The organism is Amycolatopsis sp. WAC 04169 (assembly GCF_003947535.1).
Classification (GTDB): domain Bacteria; phylum Actinomycetota; class Actinomycetes; order Mycobacteriales; family Pseudonocardiaceae; genus Amycolatopsis; species Amycolatopsis keratiniphila.
Genome location: NZ_QHJI01000007.1, coordinates 1 through 16,948, shown reverse-complemented (window position 1 = coordinate 16,948; position 16,948 = coordinate 1). Strand labels below are relative to the sequence as shown.

Below are 16,948 nucleotides of genomic sequence, written 5' to 3'. Positions count from 1 at the left end.
TAACCGGAACCGCGTTAGCATCCTCGGCAGTGAATCGTTGACAACCCGTGGGGGTCACGGGTCTCACCTTCCCTGCTTTGAAAGGTGTTCCTGTCATGCGCATTCGTTTCCTCCTGCCGATGCTCGCCCTGGTGGCGGGGCTCGGTACCGCGGTGGCCACCCCGGCCGCCGCCGATCCAGGTCCGGTGACGGCGGGCGATGTGTCCGTCGCCGACGCCTGCTACTCCTGGGGACGCACGTTGTCGGAAGGCGCGTCCGGTGAGGACGTCCGGCAGCTGCAGATCCGCGTGGCCGGGTACCCCGGTTACGGCGGCGTGCTCGCCCTCGACGGCCAGTTCGGCGCGGGGACCAAGGCCGCGGTCACCCGTTTCCAGCAGGCGTACGGGCTGGGGGCGGACGGCATCGCCGGTCCGGCCACGTTCTCGAAGCTCTACGCGTTGCAGGACGACGACTGCACGCCGATCAACTTCACCTACGCGGAACTGAACCGGTGCAACTCCGACTGGTCGGGCGGCAACGTCCCGCCGGCGACGGCGAAGGCCAACGCGCTGGTCTCGATGTGGAAGCTGCAGGCGATGCGGCACGCCATGGGCGACCGGCCGATCGACGTCAACGGCGGTTTCCGCAGCGTCGCCTGCAACAACGCGGTCGGCGGCGCGACCAACAGCCGTCATCTCTACGGTGACGCCGTCGATCTCGGTGCCGGCTCACAGGGTTTCTGCGGGCTGGCGAAGCAGGCCCGTAACCACGGGTTCGCGGAGATCCTCGGGCCGGGCTACCCCGGCCACAACGATCACACGCACGTGGCACACCGGTCGACGCGGTTCTGGTCGGCGTCCTCCTGCGGGATCTGAGTCACTCCCAGCGCCACAGCGACGGCGGCCGTCCTCCCTTGGGGAGGGCGGCCGCGTGTTCGGTGGTACGCCGCAAACCGGGGACCCGCTCCATCGTCCGGCCGAGGTTGGCCGGATAGGGGCGGTCCCCGGTCAGCGCTTCGGTGGCGTCCAACGCCTGTGCCGTGGTGAAGATCGGGCCCAGCAGCCCGGCGGTGAAGGCGACGTCCCGCCACAGCCGTTCGGCCAGCATCGGGCGGCAGTCCGCGACGATCCGGTCGTGGTCGAACGCCAGCGGCGGGACCTCGTCCAGCGGCACCCAGACGACGTTCCCCGGATCGTCGAGCGCGGGACTCACCGTGGCCCACAAGGCGATGGAGAGCGTGGGACCTCGGGGATCGCGGTTCGGCTCGTCGAAGGTGGCGAGCTGTCCCGTCGCCGAGACCGCGTCGGGCGGGAGGCCGAGTTTGCCGACCACCGCCCGGCTCGCCGCCTCCCGCAACCGTTCACCGAGCCCCAGCAGCACCCCGGGCAGGGCGAGCTCCCCCTCGAAGGGCTCGGCCGCCCGCGGCGCGATTCCCAGCAGCACGTTCCGGGTGCCGGGGGCGAACCGCACCACGAGCACGTCAACGGACACCGGCGTCGAATCGATCACGCGTTGATTGTCGACCTTGCCTCCGCGACCCGGTAACCCGCCCTGTCCGGGCCGTACCCCATGACGGCCACCGGCAGCCGCGCGCCGAACCACGCCAGCGGATCCGGCAGATCGACGGCGGCCGAACCGTCCCGGGGCACGACCTTCAGCCCGGTCGCGTCGAGGTGGGTCACCGCGAGCGCGTCCACGCCGTCGCAGGCCGCGATCGCGTAGTCCAGCAGGGCCGCGTCGAGATGGCCCGCCCGCCACGCGCCCTGGAACTCGCCGGTTTCGTTGTGCGCCTCGGGAAAGCGGGCGAGCACGGCGGCGGACTCGGTCGGCAGCGGTCCCGCGCCGTGCCGGGTGAGGTACGTCCGCGTCACCCCCACGACGGTGTGCGGACGCCCGCCCAACAGGGCGCGGGCGTTGTGCGGCGTGGTCGTCGACCAGGTCGTATGCGGATGGAACCCGTGGTACTGGTCGAGGAGAGCCCCCTGCGCTCCCTCGAACACCAGCCGCCCGGAATCCGCCAGCCGCCCCGTTTCGTCCCCGTCGGTGATCCGCACCGCGTCCGCGAAATCGCGGTACAGCGCCACCAGTTCGTCCACGCTGTGCGGTGGCGTGGCGAGCGGCGCGTAGAACCGCGCGAGCGCGTCCAGCTTGCGCCGCAACACCGACGGCCGGGCGCAGTCGGCGACCGTCGGCGCTTCCCCCGGCGTCCCGATCACCTCCTGGCTCTCCACGACGTCCCCCGGGGAGGCCCCGGGCAACAGCGAGTACCAGACGGTCTCGCCGATGCCCTTGCCGCACGAACCGTGCCGGTTCACGCCACGGGCCTCCTCCCTGGCCCGGTTGGCGTGGATGTGGAACGGCGTCGTGAGCAGAGCCCGGCCGTCCACACTCAGCAGCGAGAGCGGATTCCGGACGCCGACCGCTTCGAGCCGCCGGGCTTCCGCGGCCAGCGCGAACGGCTCGACGAGCACGAACCGCGACAGATGGGTGGGCACGCCGGCGAACGTGCCCGCCCCGAACTGGCTGAAGGTGTGGTGCCGCCCGTCCACGACGACGTTGTGCGCGGCCTGCGCGCCCCCGTTGAAGCGGACCACCGCGGTGGTGGGCCGGGCGGCGCAGAGCGCGTCGATCACCGCGCCCTTGCCTTCGTCGCCGAAGCCGAGCCCGACCACCACCACGTGACCGTCCAGCAGACTCATCGCAGCACCACGTCGCTCGGCCCGTCGGCGTCGGGCACCGCCGACGTGACGACCGATTTGGTACCGAGCCTCGCCAGCGCCTTGCCGACCGCCTTGCTTTCGGCGACCGAGCCGACGTCCGCGAGGTCGGCGAGCGCGCGGTCGACGTCGACCACCCGCTCTTCCAGCCCGATGGTGGCGGCGATCAGTTCGCACACCGCGCCCGGGTCGTCCAGCTTCAGGAAGTTCTGGCCGAGCAGATCGCTCCAGTGCTCACCGATCTGCGGGTCGTTGTAGTACGAAGACTGGTTCGGCAGCACGAAGTACACGTGCCACTTGCGGGCCAGCTCCCGGTACACCGAGGCCGGGTCGATGTCCTCCCGCACGTCGTCCCCGATCACGCGGCGGATGTGGCGGGCCTCCAGCGCGGGCTTGTTCAGCTCGTCGCCGATGATGAACAGATAGCCCTTGCGGCCGCGGTTCTGCCAGGCGTCGGTCACGACGTGCCGCGCCATGAAGTACGCGGCCAGCTCGTAGGACTCGCTCTTCTGCCCGCCGCCCCCGCCTTCGAGGAAGATCGTGCGCAGCTGCTCGTCCATCCGGTTGTCCGATTCGAACTGCCCGACCTGCAAGGGAACCCGGTCGCTGTCGGCGTCGCCGATCGCGCCGAACAGCACCTGCGGGTCGGCCAGGTAGCCCCGGCGCTTCAGCAGGCCGTGCAGCTTGCCGAGCTTGCCCTGCATGATCCGCGGCACCCGGCGCATCGACCCGGTGACGTCGAACAGCACCGCGATCGGCGTCGAATCGGTGTGGTCGGCCGAATCCCGGCATTCCCGCACGGCGTTCAGCGGGTCCAGCGCGGGTGCGACCTTCCATTCCTTCGCGGGCTTGGAGCGGAGATCGGCGGTGTAGCCGAAGTCGTCCTCGCCCTTGGCCTTCCGGAAGGTCTTCGCGGCGGCGTAGGCGTTGTCGTCCCAGTGTCCGTGTCCCATGGTCAGGCTCCTGTCTCGGGGATGATGAACGGTCGGAAGGTGCGGGGGCCGTACAGGTCGGCGAGCAGTTCGTCGTACTCGTCGAGCAGATCGACGGCCTCGGGTCGGTGTGCCGGGATGTCCTGGAGGCATCCCTCGGCGAACCGGCGTTGGCGGATTTCGTCCGGTGCCAGCAGTTCCAGCATCAAGCTGTGGAGCATGTGGACGTCGGTGGCCGCGGTCATCGGCAGTCCTTTGTGGACTTCCGGTGGGTAGTGGACGGATTTGTCGGCCGCCAGCGGAAGCGCACCGTCTTCGACGGCGAAGGACCATCCGGCGACGACGATGCCGTGCTGTGCCGGATGAACGAGCACGTTGTCCGCGGTCAGGTGGCCGTGGACGACGCCCGCCCGGTGCGCGCCTGCCATGGCACGCAGGAGGCGACGGTGCATCCAGGCGTAGTCGCGGCCGTCGAGCCCGCCGGGGAAGGCCTTCCCGATGTCGGCGAGGGTGAGGAAGCCGTCGACGAGCGGATCGAGGACGCTGAACGCCCGATCGCCCCTCGCGACCGGCCCCGACGTGTCGAGCAGTCGCGGGTAATAGGGGCGCAGCCACCGGTGCCGCTCGGTGAAGCCGTCGAGCGCGCGCAACGCCTCCCATTCGGCGTGGATCAGCGGGTTGAGCGCCGGATCGCGGACGAGTTTGACCAGATGCGGGCCGGTGGTCCGGTAGGTCGTGGCGACACTGCCGACCGCGTGGGGAGCGACGAGCGTGTACGCCGACGTGGCCGTGGTGACCGTCTGACGCCGGGACCGTTTCCACTCGTCGTGGAGGCGGTTGAGCATGGCCGCCGCGCGGTGGGCCCGCGCGTCGCCGGGATTGCGGTCGGGGTGGAGCACGGCCGCCAGTTCGCGGTAGCGATGGCGGGCGAACAGCGCGGCCGGGCCGGCCGCGTCCTCGACCGCCTTCATGGCGTCTTCCCTGGTGAGCATAGTTTGAGTCTAGACGACTCTTACTTCGCCTGGCAAGGGGGTGGGTACAAATCCCGTATCACTCCGTCGCCTCGGCGAATAGCCTGGAAGGGTCGGGAAGAAGGGACTTTCTTGTCAGGTGAACCGGGGACTTCCAGGTTTCTCTTGCTGATGCTGCTGGGCGGGATCCCGCTCGTTTTCCTGTTGTGGGTGACCGGGGGAGCCCTCGGCGACCGCGTGCGCGAGCTGGACACCGGAGAGGACGTCACGGTCACCGCCGTCTCCGGATGCGTCGAGGAGGGGCCGCCGATGAGCGGCACCTTCCCCTATTGCTCGGCCGGGTGGCGATTCGACGACGGGCGAACCGGTCACGGGAGGATCGACGGTGAGAGGGTCGCGGAGGGCGACAGGATCTTCGCCGGTGACGGATTCGCCTACCGGTCGAAGACTTCGCGGGTCTTGAGCCTGGTGGTCGTCGCGCTCGTCGGCTTGGTCCTGCTCGGAATGCTGATCGGGCTAGGCGTCCTGTACCGGCGGCGTCGCGCGAAGTGACGCCGCCGGCCGTGCTCAGCTCCGGGTGGCGTCGATCTGCCGGTCGTCCTCGGTCGAACAGCTCGTCACCGGATCGTTCGGCCCACTGCCACAGGTCCAGGCACCGATCACCACCGGCCCGGGGCCTTGCGGCGACGCCGCTTCGGCGGGTGTCAGCTTGGCGAAGTAGTCCGTGAGCACCTGTGTCGCTTCGCCGCAGTCGGTTTTCCCGCGTGCCACGACCTTGTTCTTCGCGCCTTGAAGTCCGGCGATCTCGCCGCAGGGTGTTCCGGCGGGTGCCGGCGTGGAAGCGGGGGAGGACGGCGGCGGTGCGGCCGCGGGTGCGGGATCGGCGCCGCAACCGCTCAGCAGGACGACGGCGAGCGCGGCGGGAAGCACGGCGAGACTCTTCATGGGCCCTTCTTCTCGGGGATGGTTCATTCGACGGGGACGACGGCGGCGAACACGTTCTGCTCGCCCTTGCTGCAACTGGTGCCGCCTTGGGCGGCGGGAGCGCCGGAGACGCACAGCCAGCCGTCCACGGTCTCGCTGACCGGCTCGTCCGAGCCCGCGGACTGACGTCCGGCGATCCTCTTGTGGAACGAATCGACGATCCCGGTCGCGTCCGCGCACGAGACGCCCGGCCCGTTGAGCACCTGCAGGGTCAGCCCGCTCGCCGCGGTCACCGTTCCGCAGGAACCCTGTACCGGTTCAGCGGGTTTGGGTGCGGGGGCGGAAGTCGGGGCGGCGGACGGACTCGGCGCGGTTTGGGACGGGATCGGCGGCACCGACACGGGGGAGGCGCTCAACGAGAGTGAAGGCGGTGAGACCGACATCGAAGTGACTGGCGGTGGCGGAGCTTCGCCCGAACAGGCGGCGAGCGTTCCGGCGACGGCACAGACCGCGATCAGGCGCCGCCACGTTCCCGTGGTCGTCGAGACGGGCAAGGCGATCCTTTCGTCGGCCGGTCGTGGCCGGCCCATTCTGACCCGGCCGGGCCCGATGTCGTGGCATTGAGCCACGTTCGATTCGCGGGAGGCTATCGCGACCGCGCCGCCGCGATACGCGAGGACCGCCCGATCACTGTCCACTGTGGACAATTAATATGCCGTTCACGGCGCGGCAACACCCTGCTGTCGTCGCGAACCGATCGGACGAATCCGGCGCCGAGCCGTTAACGCGCGGCCCCGTTCTGCCGAAAAGACAAGTAGCGCTCCGGCGTGTCCCAGTCCCCGTCACCGAAACCGTGAGAGCGATGAAGACCGACGAACAGACCGACCCCGCGTCACCCCAGGCCACCGCACCGGCGAGCACGGAGCTTCCCCCGACGGCCCCGTGCACCGTCGTCTGGTGTGGCGGCCGCCCGTACGTCCTGGAGAACTCGGCGGGCCACCATCGCTGGATGGGCACCGACCACCGAGGCAGGCCCGTGGCGCTGACCAGCGCGGACCTGCAACGCCGCGGCTGGACGCACACCCGGGCCAGCTGACGCGGAAGGACCTGCCGCCGCTGGCTAGGCTGAGCGGGTGAGTACGCCCCCCGAACCGAGCGTGACCAGCGAAGAGCCTTCCCTGCTGCGGCAGGCCTTGAACGTCCCCAACATGCTTTCGATCCTCCGGCTCGCCGGGGTGCCGGTCTTCCTGTGGCTGCTCCTCGGCCCGAAGGAGGACGGCTGGGCGCTCGCGCTGCTCGTGTTCAGCGCGCTCACCGACTGGCTCGACGGCAAACTCGCCCGCTGGCTCAACCAGATGTCGCGGCTCGGCCAGCTGCTCGACCCCGCCGCCGACCGGCTCTACATCCTCGCGACCCTCGTCGCCTTCCTGATCCGCGACATCATCCCGTGGTGGCTGGTGGTCCCGCTGGTCGTGCGGGAGGCCGTCCTCGGCGTCTGCGTCCTGCTGCTGCGCCGCCGGGGGTTCGCCCCGCCGGAGGTCACCTACATCGGCAAGGGCGCCACCTTCGTGCTGATGTACGCCTTCCCGTTCCTGCTGCTCACCCAGGGCGGCTCCGACATCGCCGCGATCGCCCGGCCGATCGGTTACGCCTTCACGGCGTGGGGTGCGGTCCTGTACGTCTATTCGGGCGTGCTGTACATCGTCCAGACCGTGCGCGCCTTGCGGGAGGCGCCGGGCGCGTGACCCGGCGGGATGCGAAACTGCGCGCGTCGGTTTCGAGTGAGGGCATCAGAAAGGGGAGCGGCGTTGTCCACTCCAGAAGAACTGCGGTACACCGAGGAGCACGAGTGGGTCTCCGTGCGCGACGGCGGGCTCGTGCGCGTGGGCATCACGGAGTACGCCCAGGACCAGCTCGGTGACGTCGTGTTCGTCGAACTGCCCGAGGTCGGCAAGCAGGTCGGTTCGGGTGACGCGTTCGGCGAGGTCGAATCGACCAAGAGCGTCTCGGAGCTGTTCGCCCCGCTCGACGGCGAGGTGGTCGCGGTCAACGACGCGGTGACCGAATCGCCCGAGCTGATCAACAGCGACCCGTACGGCGAGGGCTGGCTGATCGAGCTCCGTCTCGACGACGCGAGCTCGGTGGAATCCCTGCTGGAGGCCGAGGCGTACCAGGCGCTGATCAAGGAATAGCCGCAGGCCGTGGCCCTTCGGGAGGACAAGGGGGAGCCGCGGGCCGGAGATTCGATCAGGCACGGTACGTTTGACCTCCACACGTTCTTGAGTAGTGGCAACACACATGCGTTAGGAGAGCTCAGGTGAGCACGAACGACGGGCCCGGCGTTCCCCCGGAGCAGTCTCCGGAGCGGACTTCTGTCTTCCGGGCCGACTTCCTGGCCGACGTCGAAGGCACTGAGGCTCCTCCGGCTGCCGAGGCCCCCGTCCAGGGTGTGGACGCGCTGCCCGCGGGTTCCGCGCTGCTGGTCGTCAAGCGGGGCCCGAACGCGGGTTCGCGCTTCTTGCTGGACCGCGACACCACCAGCGCGGGGCGGCACCCGGACAGCGACATCTTCCTCGACGACGTCACGGTCTCCCGGCGGCACGCCGAGTTCCGCCGTGAGGGCGGCGAGTTCGTCGTCATCGACGTCGGCAGCCTCAACGGCACCTACGTCAACCGCGAGCCGGTCGACCAGGCCGTCCTCGCCGGTGGCGACGAGGTGCAGATCGGCAAGTTCCGCCTGGTCTTCCTGACCGGCCCGGGATCCGGGGGCCAGGGGGCACGGTGACGGCGGCCGGGCGGCCTGATCGGGATGCGTCGCAGCGCGATGGGTTGAGCATCGGGGCCGTGCTGGCACAGCTGCGCGGCGACTTCCCCGATGTCACCATCTCCAAGATCCGGTTCCTCGAGGCGGAGGGTCTGGTCCAGCCGGGCCGGACCCCGTCGGGGTACCGGCAGTTCGCTCCGGCGGACGTGGAGCGGTTGCGGTTCGTCCTGTCCGCCCAGCGGGATCACTACCTGCCGCTGAAGGTCATCAAGGAACAGCTGGACGCGGCGGATCGGGGTGCCGCGCCGGAAGCGGCGATGCCGAGGCTGCCGCGGAAACTCGTTTCGCTCGAAGCCCCGGGGGAGAACGGCGGACTGCCGTCCCCCGGGGACTTCGAGACCGATCGCGAGATCAGGCTGACCGAGGAAGATCTGCTCCGCCAGGCCGGCATCGACGCCGCCACCCTGGCTGAGCTGCGGCAATACGGTCTGGTGCGCCCAGGTGCGGCGGGGTTCTTCGACCCCGACGCGGTCCTCGTGGCCAAGACCGTGAAGGCGATGACCGAATTCGGTATCGAGCCGAGACATCTGCGTGCCTTCCGGGCGGCGGCCGACCGCGAGGTCGGCCTGCTGGAGCAGATCGTGACCCCGGTGTATCGGCATCGTGACGAGGACGCCAAAGCGAGGGGCGACGAGGTCGTCCGGGAGCTCGCGGCCTTGACCGTGGCGTTGCACACGCTCTTGGTGAAGGCCGGAATACGGGCTGTCACGGGCGGTTGAACGGTTCCACGGGGCCGGGAGCCGTTGTGGGGCCACTTGTCAATGCCTGAATGTTCGGCACCCTATGCCGTACCGTGAGAGTCGGGTTTGCCACGGGCGAACCGAGAATGTCGGAGACAGCGAGCACAGCGCTCGGAAGACGGGTAGCGTCGGGACTACCGTCGCTTGGTCGTCGAGACAAGCGTTGCGGCCCGTGCGCACGAGAGGGAGGCGAAGCCCGATGAGCGAGATGCGCGTCGTCGGCGTGCGGGTGGAGCTGCCCGCGAATCAGCCGATCTTGTTGCTGCGGGAAACCGAAGGCGAGCGTTACCTGCCGATCTGGATCGGCTCGGTCGAGGCCACCGCCATCGCCTTGGAGCAGCAGGGAGTCCGCCCGGCCCGTCCGCTGACCCATGACCTGCTCAAGGAGGTCATCGGCGCGCTGGGCCGTGAGCTGGAACAGGTCGTGATCACCGACCTGAAGGAAGGCACGTTCTTCGCGGAACTGGTCTTCGACGGGGACATCCGGGTTTCGGCGCGGCCGAGCGATTCGGTGGCGCTGGCACTGCGGGTGGGGGTGCCCATCCACGCCGTCGACGCGGTGCTGGAGGAAGCGGGCCTCATCATCCCCGACGAGCAGGAGGACGAGGTCGAGAAGTTCCGCGAGTTCCTCGACTCGGTCTCGCCGGAGGACTTCCGCGGCGCGGACACCTGATCCCGGGAACTTGACCGAAGGGGCGGCGCCTGCTGGTGCCGCCCCTTCTTCATGCGCGTTTAGTCCTCTGAATGCGGATCAGGCCGCGGTCGCCTTGAGGAACAGGTCGGCCAGCTCACGGCCGTACCGCTCCAGGTCCAGCTTCGGATCGGCCGCGAACTTCGCCGCGACGCCGTCGATGGCCTGCGCGATCGACAACGCCATCACGTCCGCCGCGAAGTCGCCGAAAGCGCCTTCCTGCTGGCCCTGGCGCAGCTGGCGTTCGAGCCGCCCGGTCCGGAACTCCTCGACGAGCGGCGCCGACATGAACCAGCCCTCGGCGTCCGAGCCGCTGGACGCCATCTCGACCATGACCCGCACCAGTTCCGGGTACGAGCCGAGGAAGGCGATCTCCGCCTCGATGTAGCCGCGCAGCAGCCCGGCACGGTCGGTCTTGCCCTCGATGCGGTCTTCGAGGAACTTGTCCTTCATCCCGGTCGCGGTGGTGACCACGGCCTGCATCAGGCCGGCCTTGTTGGTGAAGTGGTAGGAGATGATCCGGGTGCTGGACAGCCCGGCCCGCTCCTTGATTTTCGCGAACGACGTCTTGTGATAGCCGAAGTCGGCGATCGTCGCGATCGCGGCCCCGACGATCTGGGCCCGCCGGGCCGCCTCGGTGACCGACAGCCCCAGCTCCGCCTGGACCTCTTGCAGGGCACTCTGGGTGGAGGGATTTACTTGCATGAGTAAAAATTAACACGGCTGAGTAAATCAGGCAACCATGCGGCCGAACGGGGGACTGTCCTCGACAAGCCTCAAGAAGAGCTTGAGGCCGACCGCGCGTCGCGTTGACCGGTTTGCCGGACGCGCTTACCGTCAATGAAGGTGAATCGCCAAGGTGTGATTCGGATGTCTGGGGCATTCGTCTTGACGAGGAACTCCGGTGCGGACTCCCGTGGGTCCGCGCGGCTTTGTTCGCCGGCCGCCAGGTCGGGCGAGGGGAGGCATGGCGTGGTCGAGGCTGGTAGCCCTCAAGAGCCGCTCGTTCCGGTCGCTGACGGCGAGCAGGGCGAGCTGTTCCCCGACTCTTCCCTCCCGGACGAACTCGTCGGCTACCGCGGCCCCGCCGCCTGCCAGATCGCCGGGATCACGTACCGGCAGCTCGACTACTGGGCCCGCACGAAGCTGGTCGCGCCGAGTATCCGCACGGCGCACGGTTCCGGCTCGCAGCGGCTCTACTCGTTCAAGGACATCCTCGTCCTGAAGGTGGTCAAGCGGCTGCTGGACACCGGCGTCTCCCTGCAGAACATCCGCGTCGCCGTCGACCACCTGCGCCTGCGTGGCGTCCGCGACCTCGCCAAGGTCACCCTTTTCTCGGACGGCACCACCGTCTACGAGTGCACCTCGCCCGAAGAGATCGTCGATTTACTCCAGGGCGGGCAGGGTGTCTTCGGGATCGCCGTCAGCGGCGCGATGCAGGAGATCAGCGGCACCATCCACGAGTTCCCGGCCGAACGGGCCGACGGCGGCGTGATCGAAACGGTCACGCCGGACGAGCTCACGCAGCGCCGTAACGCGCGTCGCACCGGCTGATCATGAGGCCGCGGGAGCGGCAGGGTAGGCTCACTTCCGCGGTCGACGAATCCGCGCGGGAGAGACCGAGTCGATAACCGTTGAGCTCGGCGCCGAAGGAGCAAGTCCTCCCCGGAACCTCTCAGGCACCCTGGACCGCGCGGAAGAGACGCCTCTGGAAAGTGGTTCGCCAGGTCACAGCCTGGCGGCCCCGCCGACGGTGCAAGCCCGGCTCAACACTCGGGCGAAACTCTCAGGCGCCCCCTCGGGGGTACGGACAGAGTGGGGAGGGCCAGGACAATCCGTCCCGGCCCCACCCCCGCGTCTTGGGAGGTCCCCGATGGAGCCCGTGTCACTGGCCGCTCTCGAATCCGGAACCCCCTTCGCGGACCGGCACATCGGCCCCGGTGCCGAAGAGCTCGCGCGCATCCTCGACGTCGTCGGCGTCGCCTCCCTCGAAGAGCTCGCCGAGCGGGCCGTCCCCGCGTCGCTGCGGGAGTCCGCGACCCCGCCCGACCTGCCGCCGCCCGCCACCGAGACCGGCGCGCTCGCCGAACTCCGCGCGCTGGCCGCGCGCAACCGGCCGATGGTCCAGATGATCGGCCTCGGCTACCACGACACCGTGACCCCGCCGGTGATCCGCCGCGCCGTGCTGGAGAGCCCTGCCTGGTACACCGCGTACACGCCGTATCAGCCGGAGATCTCGCAAGGGCGCCTCGAAGCGCTGCTCAACTTCCAGACCATGGTCGCCGACCTGACCGGCCTGCCGATCGCCAACGCGTCGATGCTGGACGAGGCGACCGCCGCGGCCGAGGCGATGACCCTGGTCCGCCGGGCGGGCAAGGCGAAGTCGAACCGGTTCGTGGTCGACGAGGACACCCTTCCGCAGACGATCGAGGTGCTGCGCACGCGCGCCGAACCGCTCGGCATCGACCTGGTGACCGCGGACCTGTCCCAGGGCATCACCGGACTCGGGCTCGGCGGCGACTTCTTCGGCGTGCTGCTGTCGTATCCGGGCGCTTCGGGGGTCGTCCGCGAATGGGAGCACACCATCGCCGAGGTCAAGGCGCTGGGCGCGGCCGTGGTGATGGCCGCGGATCCGCTCGCGCTGACCCTGCTGCGGCCGCCCGGTGAACTCGGCGCCGACGTCGCGATCGGATCGACGCAGCGCTTCGGCGTCCCGATGGGCTTCGGCGGGCCGCACGCGGCGTACCTCGCCGTCCGGCAGGGGCTCGAACGGCAACTGCCCGGCCGGCTGGTCGGGGTGTCGAAGGACGCCGACGGCGCGCCCGCGTACCGGCTCGCGTTGCAGACCCGTGAACAGCACATCCGCCGCGAGAAGGCGACGAGCAACATCTGCACCGCGCAGGTGCTCCTGGCGGTCATCGCGTCGATGTACGCGGTGTACCACGGCCCGGAAGGGCTGCGCGCCATCGCGAACCGCGCGCACCGGATGGCCACGGTGCTCGCGGCTGGCCTCGCCGAAAGCGGTGTCGACGTCGTGCACTGCGAGTTCTTCGACACGGTCACGGTTTCCGTCCCGGGTCGAGCGGCGGGGATCGTCGGCACGGCACGGGAACTCGGGGTCAACCTGAGGCTCGTGGACTCCGACCACGTCGCCGTCGCCTGTGACGAGACGACCACCCGTGAGCATCTTTCCCTGGTGTGGAAGGCGTTCGGGGTCGCGGTGTCCGATGTGGACTCGCTCGACGCGGACACCGCGGACGGCTTCCCGCCGGATCTGCGCCGCACCAGCGACTACCTGACCCATCCGGTCTTCCACGCGCACCGCTCGGAGACGGCGCTGCTGCGGTACCTGAGGGCGTTGTCCGACAAGGACGTCGCGCTCGACCGGAGCATGATCCCGCTGGGCTCGTGCACGATGAAGCTCAACGCCACGGCCGAGATGGAGCCGATCACGTGGCCCGAGTTCGCCGGGCTGCATCCGTTCGCGCCCGCCGAGGACGCGGGCGGTCTGCTCACCGTCGTCAAGGATCTGGAGCGATGGCTCGCCGGGATCACCGGCTACGACGCGGTCTCCCTGCAGCCGAACGCCGGAAGCCAGGGTGAGTTCGCCGGTCTCCTGGCGATTCGCGCGTATCACCGCGAGCAGGGGAACGCCGCGCGTAACATCTGCCTGATCCCGTCCAGCGCGCACGGGACGAACGCGGCCAGCGCGGTCATGGCCGGGATGCGGGTGGTCGTCGTGAAATGCGACGACGAAGGCAATATCGACCTCGGACACCTCAAGTCCACTGTGGACGAGCACGCGGACGACCTCGCCGCGATCATGATCACCTACCCCTCCACGCACGGTGTGTACGAGGACACCGTCCGAGAGGTCTGCGCGCTGGTGCACGACGCGGGCGGCCAGGTGTACGTCGACGGCGCGAACCTGAACGCCCTGATCGGGGTGGCGCAGTACGGGAAGTTCGGCGCGGACGTCTCGCATCTCAATCTGCACAAGACCTTCTGCATCCCGCACGGTGGCGGCGGACCGGGCATCGGCCCGATCGGGGTCCGCGCGCATCTGGCGCCGTACCTGCCGAACCACCCGCTGCAGCCGGACGCGGGCCCCGCCACCGGGGTGGGGCCGATCAGCGCCGCGCCGTGGGGGAGCGCGTCGATCCTCCCCATCTCCTGGGCCTACGTCCGGATGATGGGCGCGGAAGGCCTGAAGCGGGCGACGCTGACCGCGGTCGCGAACGCCAATTACGTCGCCAAGCGTCTCGCCGCGCACTACCCGGTGCTGTACTCCGGGCACGACGGCCTGGTCGCGCACGAATGCATCCTCGATCTCCGCGCGCTCACCAAACGGACCGGCGTCACCGTGGACGACGTCGCCAAGCGGCTGGCCGACTACGGGCTCCACGCGCCGACGATGTCCTTCCCGGTCGCGGGAACGCTCATGGTCGAGCCCACCGAGAGCGAGGATCTCGGCGAACTCGACCGGTTCTGCGACGCGATGATCGCGATCCGCGGCGAGATCGAGAAGGTCGCCGCGGGGGAGTGGCCGCTGGAGGGCAGTCCGCTGCGGAACGCCCCGCACACCGCGCGTTGTCTCGCGGGCGAGTGGGATCGCCCGTACAGCAGGGAGATCGCAGTGTTCCCGGCCGGGTTCACCGCGTCGAAGATCTGGCCCCCGGTGCGGCGGATCGACGGGGCCGCGGGTGACCGCAACCTCGTCTGCTCCTGTCCGCCGCCGGAGGCCTTCGCGTGATCGTCAGCCGGGCATCTTGTCGAGAAAGCCCAGCACCTGCTTGATCCGTCCGCCTTCGACGGTGATGACGTCGAAACCGATCGCCAGCGGCTCCTCCGCGCCCTCCGGGCCGAGGTACCACTGGAACCGCGCGATGTCGTGGTGCGCGTCGGGCGCCGCGGGCAGGCTGAACTTCAGTCCCGCGAACTGGGCCTGCGCGCCGGCGATGAAGCCGTCGACACCGTCGTGGCCGGTGACGGCGCCGAGCGGGTCGGTGTAGGCGGCGTCCTCGGTGAAGACTTCGGCGATCAGGGCGCGGCGCTTGTCCGCGTCGGTTTCGTTCCACACGGCGATGTACTGCTCGGCGACGCGCTGGATGTCCGACATGGTGTCTCCTCGTTTCGTTGTGGGATAACCGATGCCGCAACTCTGTCGGCCGGGGGCGGGTCCCGTCGATTACGCGGGAGGTAATGGCGGTGCGGCACCCGGGGCCGTAGGTTCGTGATCGTGACGACCACAGTGAGCGCGGGCCGCCCCGTCGGGGAACTCCTCCGTGAATGGCGTGACCGCCGCCGGATCAGCCAGCTGGATCTCGCCATTTCGGCGGACATCTCCACCCGGCACCTGAGCTTCGTCGAAACCGGCCGGTCCAAGCCCAGCCGCGAGATGGTGCTGCGGCTCGGCGAACATCTGGAGGTGCCCTTGCGGGAACGCAATCAGCTGCTGCTGGCCGCGGGGTACGCGCCCGCGTACGCCGAAACCGGTCTCGCCGCCCCGGAGCTGGCGGCCGTCCGCAAGGCGGTGCGCCAGCTGATGACCGGCCACGAGCCGTACCCAGCCGCCGTCGTCGACCGCTGGTGGAACCTGGTCGACGCCAACGCGAGCATCTCGCTCATGACCGGCCTGGTCTCGCCGGCCTTGCTGACGCCGCCGGTCAACGTCCTGCGGGTGACACTGCATCCGGACGGGATGGCGCCGTACGTGCTGAACCTGGGGGAGTGGCGTGCCCATCTGCTCGGCAGGCTGCGGCGGCAGGTGATCCAGACCGCCGACCCGATGCTGACCGAGCTGCTGGAGGAACTGCTCACCTATCCGTGCGCGGATCCCGTTCCCGAGGTGGAGGTCCCCGGACCGGGTGACATCTTCGTCCCGCTGAAACTGCGGCACGAGGAGGCCGAACTCACCTTCTTCAGCACGGTCTCCACCTTCGGGACGCCGCTGGACGTCACGGTCGCCGAGCTGGTGATCGAGTCCTTCTTCCCGGCCGACGCGGACACGGCGGAGTATTTGCGCGCGTACGCCGCGCGCGGGATGGAATGATGCGGGGCAAGAAGCCCTGCCGCAGACCCCAGTGAGGATTTCCCTTCCATGGCCGTGCCTTCCGTCGTCCTGAACAACGAGGTAGCCATCCCCCAGCTCGGTTTCGGCGTCTGGCAGGTGCCCGCGGCCGATACGGCCAAGGTCGTCCGGACCGCCATCGAGGCCGGGTACCGCAGCATCGACACCGCCGCGTCGTACCGGAACGAAGCCGGGGTCGGCGAGGCGATCCGCTCGGCGGGAGTGCCCCGCGACGACCTGTTCATCACCACGAAGCTGCCGAATCCGGGCCACGGTTACGACGAGGCGCTGCGGGCGTTCGACGCGAGCCTCGCGGAGCTCGGGCTGGACCACGTCGACCTGTACCTGATCCACTGGCCGATGCCCGCCCGCGGGAAGTACGTCGAAACCTGGCGGGCGCTGGAAAAGCTCTACGCGGACGGCCGGGCGCGGGCCATCGGGGTGTCGAACTTCCACGTCCCGCATCTGCGGCGGCTGTTCGACGAGACGGGGATCGTGCCCGCGGTCAACCAGGTCGAGCTGCACCCCCGGCTTCAGCAGAAGGCTTTGCGGGAGTTCCACGCCGAGCACGACATCGTCACCGAGGCGTGGAGCCCGCTCGCGCAGGGATCCCTGCTCTCGGACGCGACGCTGACCGCCCTCGCCGCCAAATACGGCAAGAGCCCGGCGCAGCTCGTGCTGCGCTGGCATCTGCAGCTCGGCACCGTCGCGATCCCGAAATCCGTGACCCCGTCCCGGATCCGCGAGAACTTCGACGTCTTCGACTTCGAACTCGCCGAAGACGATCTCGCTGCGCTCGCCGAGTTCGACGACGGGACGCGCACCGGCCCGGACCCGGACACCTTCTCCTCGTGAGTGTTAAGGACGGTTCTAACCGTCCTCACCACTCACGAGGACGTGGCACCGCACTCACGTGATCGAAGCCGGATTTCGCGTGATTGAAGGCGGATATCGCGTGCTTAGGGGCGGAACACGTGGGGTTGCCCCTTGGGGCCGGACATCTTGATTCCAGACAGGGGTCTGGAGGGAGGATGTCTTGGTGTCGCGTTCGTCGAAGTATCCGGAGCAGTTCCGTCGGGATGCGGTGGAGCTGGTGGAGT

21 protein-coding genes and 1 riboswitch are annotated in these 16,948 nt (G+C 69.3%); of the genes, 13 read left to right on the top strand and 8 right to left on the bottom strand.

The genetic code is table 11. From position 1 onward, the window contains the following. The first annotated feature begins 95 nt into the window (after positions 1-95). Positions 96-854: a D-Ala-D-Ala carboxypeptidase family metallohydrolase gene (locus DMC61_RS19495; RefSeq protein ID WP_125690499.1), complete on the top strand. Its 759-nt coding sequence runs from the start codon at positions 96-98 to the stop codon at positions 852-854. Position 855: 1 nt separating this feature from the next. Here DMC61_RS19495 and DMC61_RS19490 read toward each other — a convergent pair whose 3' ends face one another. From DMC61_RS19490 to DMC61_RS19475, 4 genes are read right to left on the bottom strand one after another with little or no spacing between them, the layout of a single operon-like run. After that, positions 856-1,488, bottom strand: a complete 633-nt coding sequence (locus DMC61_RS19490; protein ID WP_016334067.1) for an NUDIX domain-containing protein — start codon at positions 1,486-1,488, stop codon at positions 856-858. Continuing rightward, the gene (locus DMC61_RS19485; protein ID WP_125690498.1) at positions 1,485-2,678 is read right to left on the bottom strand and encodes an adenylosuccinate synthetase; all 1,194 of its coding nucleotides are present in this window, start codon (positions 2,676-2,678) and stop codon (positions 1,485-1,487) included. The genes DMC61_RS19490 and DMC61_RS19485 overlap by 4 nt, the downstream gene beginning before the upstream one ends. Beyond that, complete coding sequence (locus DMC61_RS19480) at positions 2,675-3,649, bottom strand: hypothetical protein (protein ID WP_125690497.1); 975 nt, start codon at positions 3,647-3,649, stop codon at positions 2,675-2,677. Before DMC61_RS19480 ends, DMC61_RS19485 begins: the two co-directional genes overlap by 4 nt. A 2-nt stretch (positions 3,650-3,651) precedes the next feature. Beyond that, entirely contained in the window at positions 3,652-4,620 is a 969-nt protein-coding gene (locus DMC61_RS19475; RefSeq protein ID WP_125690496.1) for an adenylate cyclase, read from the bottom strand. Between the two features lie 150 nt (positions 4,621-4,770). Here DMC61_RS19475 and DMC61_RS19470 point away from each other — a divergent pair, with 150 nt between their 5' ends. After that, the gene (locus DMC61_RS19470) at positions 4,771-5,151 is read left to right on the top strand and encodes a hypothetical protein (protein WP_125690931.1); all 381 of its coding nucleotides are present in this window, start codon (positions 4,771-4,773) and stop codon (positions 5,149-5,151) included. 15 nt (positions 5,152-5,166) lie between these two features. On the opposite strand, the gene DMC61_RS19465 is transcribed toward DMC61_RS19470, so the two are convergent. Both DMC61_RS19465 and DMC61_RS19460 read right to left on the bottom strand, forming a co-directional pair. Beyond that, positions 5,167-5,544: a hypothetical protein gene (locus tag DMC61_RS19465; RefSeq protein ID WP_016334072.1), complete on the bottom strand. Its 378-nt coding sequence runs from the start codon at positions 5,542-5,544 to the stop codon at positions 5,167-5,169. 23 nt (positions 5,545-5,567) lie between these two features. Further along, complete coding sequence (locus DMC61_RS19460; RefSeq protein ID WP_016334073.1) at positions 5,568-5,816, bottom strand: hypothetical protein; 249 nt, start codon at positions 5,814-5,816, stop codon at positions 5,568-5,570. A gap of 34 nt (positions 5,817-5,850) precedes the next feature. Here DMC61_RS19460 and DMC61_RS19455 point away from each other — a divergent pair, with 34 nt between their 5' ends. From DMC61_RS19455 to DMC61_RS19425, 7 genes are all read left to right on the top strand, one after another. Continuing rightward, positions 5,851-6,147 carry a hypothetical protein gene (locus tag DMC61_RS19455; RefSeq protein WP_233594866.1) on the top strand — a complete coding sequence of 99 codons (297 nt, stop codon included), beginning with the start codon at positions 5,851-5,853 and terminating at the stop codon, positions 6,145-6,147. A gap of 238 nt (positions 6,148-6,385) precedes the next feature. Beyond that, entirely contained in the window at positions 6,386-6,619 is a 234-nt protein-coding gene (locus tag DMC61_RS19450) for a hypothetical protein (RefSeq protein ID WP_016334075.1), read from the top strand. 37 nt (positions 6,620-6,656) lie between these two features. After that, a complete protein-coding gene (locus tag DMC61_RS19445; RefSeq protein ID WP_125690494.1) occupies positions 6,657-7,268 on the top strand; it encodes a CDP-alcohol phosphatidyltransferase family protein in 612 nt (203 codons plus the stop codon). Between the two features lie 63 nt (positions 7,269-7,331). Continuing rightward, positions 7,332-7,715, top strand: coding sequence for a glycine cleavage system protein GcvH (gene gcvH, locus DMC61_RS19440; RefSeq protein ID WP_005150021.1), 384 nt, complete (start codon positions 7,332-7,334; stop codon positions 7,713-7,715). Between the two features lie 125 nt (positions 7,716-7,840). Next, positions 7,841-8,308: a glycogen accumulation regulator GarA gene (gene garA / locus DMC61_RS19435; protein ID WP_016334077.1), complete on the top strand. Its 468-nt coding sequence runs from the start codon at positions 7,841-7,843 to the stop codon at positions 8,306-8,308. Next, complete coding sequence (locus DMC61_RS19430; protein ID WP_043848101.1) at positions 8,305-9,066, top strand: MerR family transcriptional regulator; 762 nt, start codon at positions 8,305-8,307, stop codon at positions 9,064-9,066. Before garA ends, DMC61_RS19430 begins: the two co-directional genes overlap by 4 nt. A gap of 220 nt (positions 9,067-9,286) precedes the next feature. After that, a complete protein-coding gene (locus DMC61_RS19425; protein WP_005150031.1) occupies positions 9,287-9,760 on the top strand; it encodes a bifunctional nuclease family protein in 474 nt (157 codons plus the stop codon). A gap of 78 nt (positions 9,761-9,838) precedes the next feature. On the opposite strand, the gene DMC61_RS19420 is transcribed toward DMC61_RS19425, so the two are convergent. After that, complete coding sequence (locus DMC61_RS19420; RefSeq protein WP_199750040.1) at positions 9,839-10,483, bottom strand: TetR/AcrR family transcriptional regulator; 645 nt, start codon at positions 10,481-10,483, stop codon at positions 9,839-9,841. A 267-nt stretch (positions 10,484-10,750) separates the two neighbouring features. Between DMC61_RS19420 and DMC61_RS19415 the strand changes: the two genes are divergently transcribed. After that, on the top strand, positions 10,751-11,332 hold the full coding sequence (locus DMC61_RS19415; protein WP_005150040.1) for a MerR family transcriptional regulator: 582 nt from the start codon (positions 10,751-10,753) through the stop codon (positions 11,330-11,332). Positions 11,333-11,378: 46 nt separating this feature from the next. Beyond that, positions 11,379-11,480, top strand: a riboswitch (glycine riboswitch). A 171-nt stretch (positions 11,481-11,651) separates the two neighbouring features. Further along, positions 11,652-14,531 (top strand): aminomethyl-transferring glycine dehydrogenase, encoded by a 2,880-nt coding sequence (gcvP, locus tag DMC61_RS19410; RefSeq protein ID WP_125690493.1) that lies wholly within the window; start codon positions 11,652-11,654, stop codon positions 14,529-14,531. A gap of 3 nt (positions 14,532-14,534) precedes the next feature. Here the strand turns inward: gcvP and DMC61_RS19405 are convergent, their stop codons facing one another. Then, entirely contained in the window at positions 14,535-14,897 is a 363-nt protein-coding gene (locus DMC61_RS19405) for a nuclear transport factor 2 family protein (RefSeq protein WP_125690492.1), read from the bottom strand. Between the two features lie 114 nt (positions 14,898-15,011). On the opposite strand from DMC61_RS19405, the gene DMC61_RS19400 reads away from it, so the two are divergent. Beyond that, positions 15,012-15,830, top strand: coding sequence for a helix-turn-helix domain-containing protein (locus DMC61_RS19400; protein ID WP_199750039.1), 819 nt, complete (start codon positions 15,012-15,014; stop codon positions 15,828-15,830). Positions 15,831-15,878: 48 nt separating this feature from the next. After that, positions 15,879-16,703 carry an aldo/keto reductase gene (locus tag DMC61_RS19395; protein ID WP_125690491.1) on the top strand — a complete coding sequence of 275 codons (825 nt, stop codon included), beginning with the start codon at positions 15,879-15,881 and terminating at the stop codon, positions 16,701-16,703. Positions 16,704-16,948: the final 245 nt, after the last annotated feature.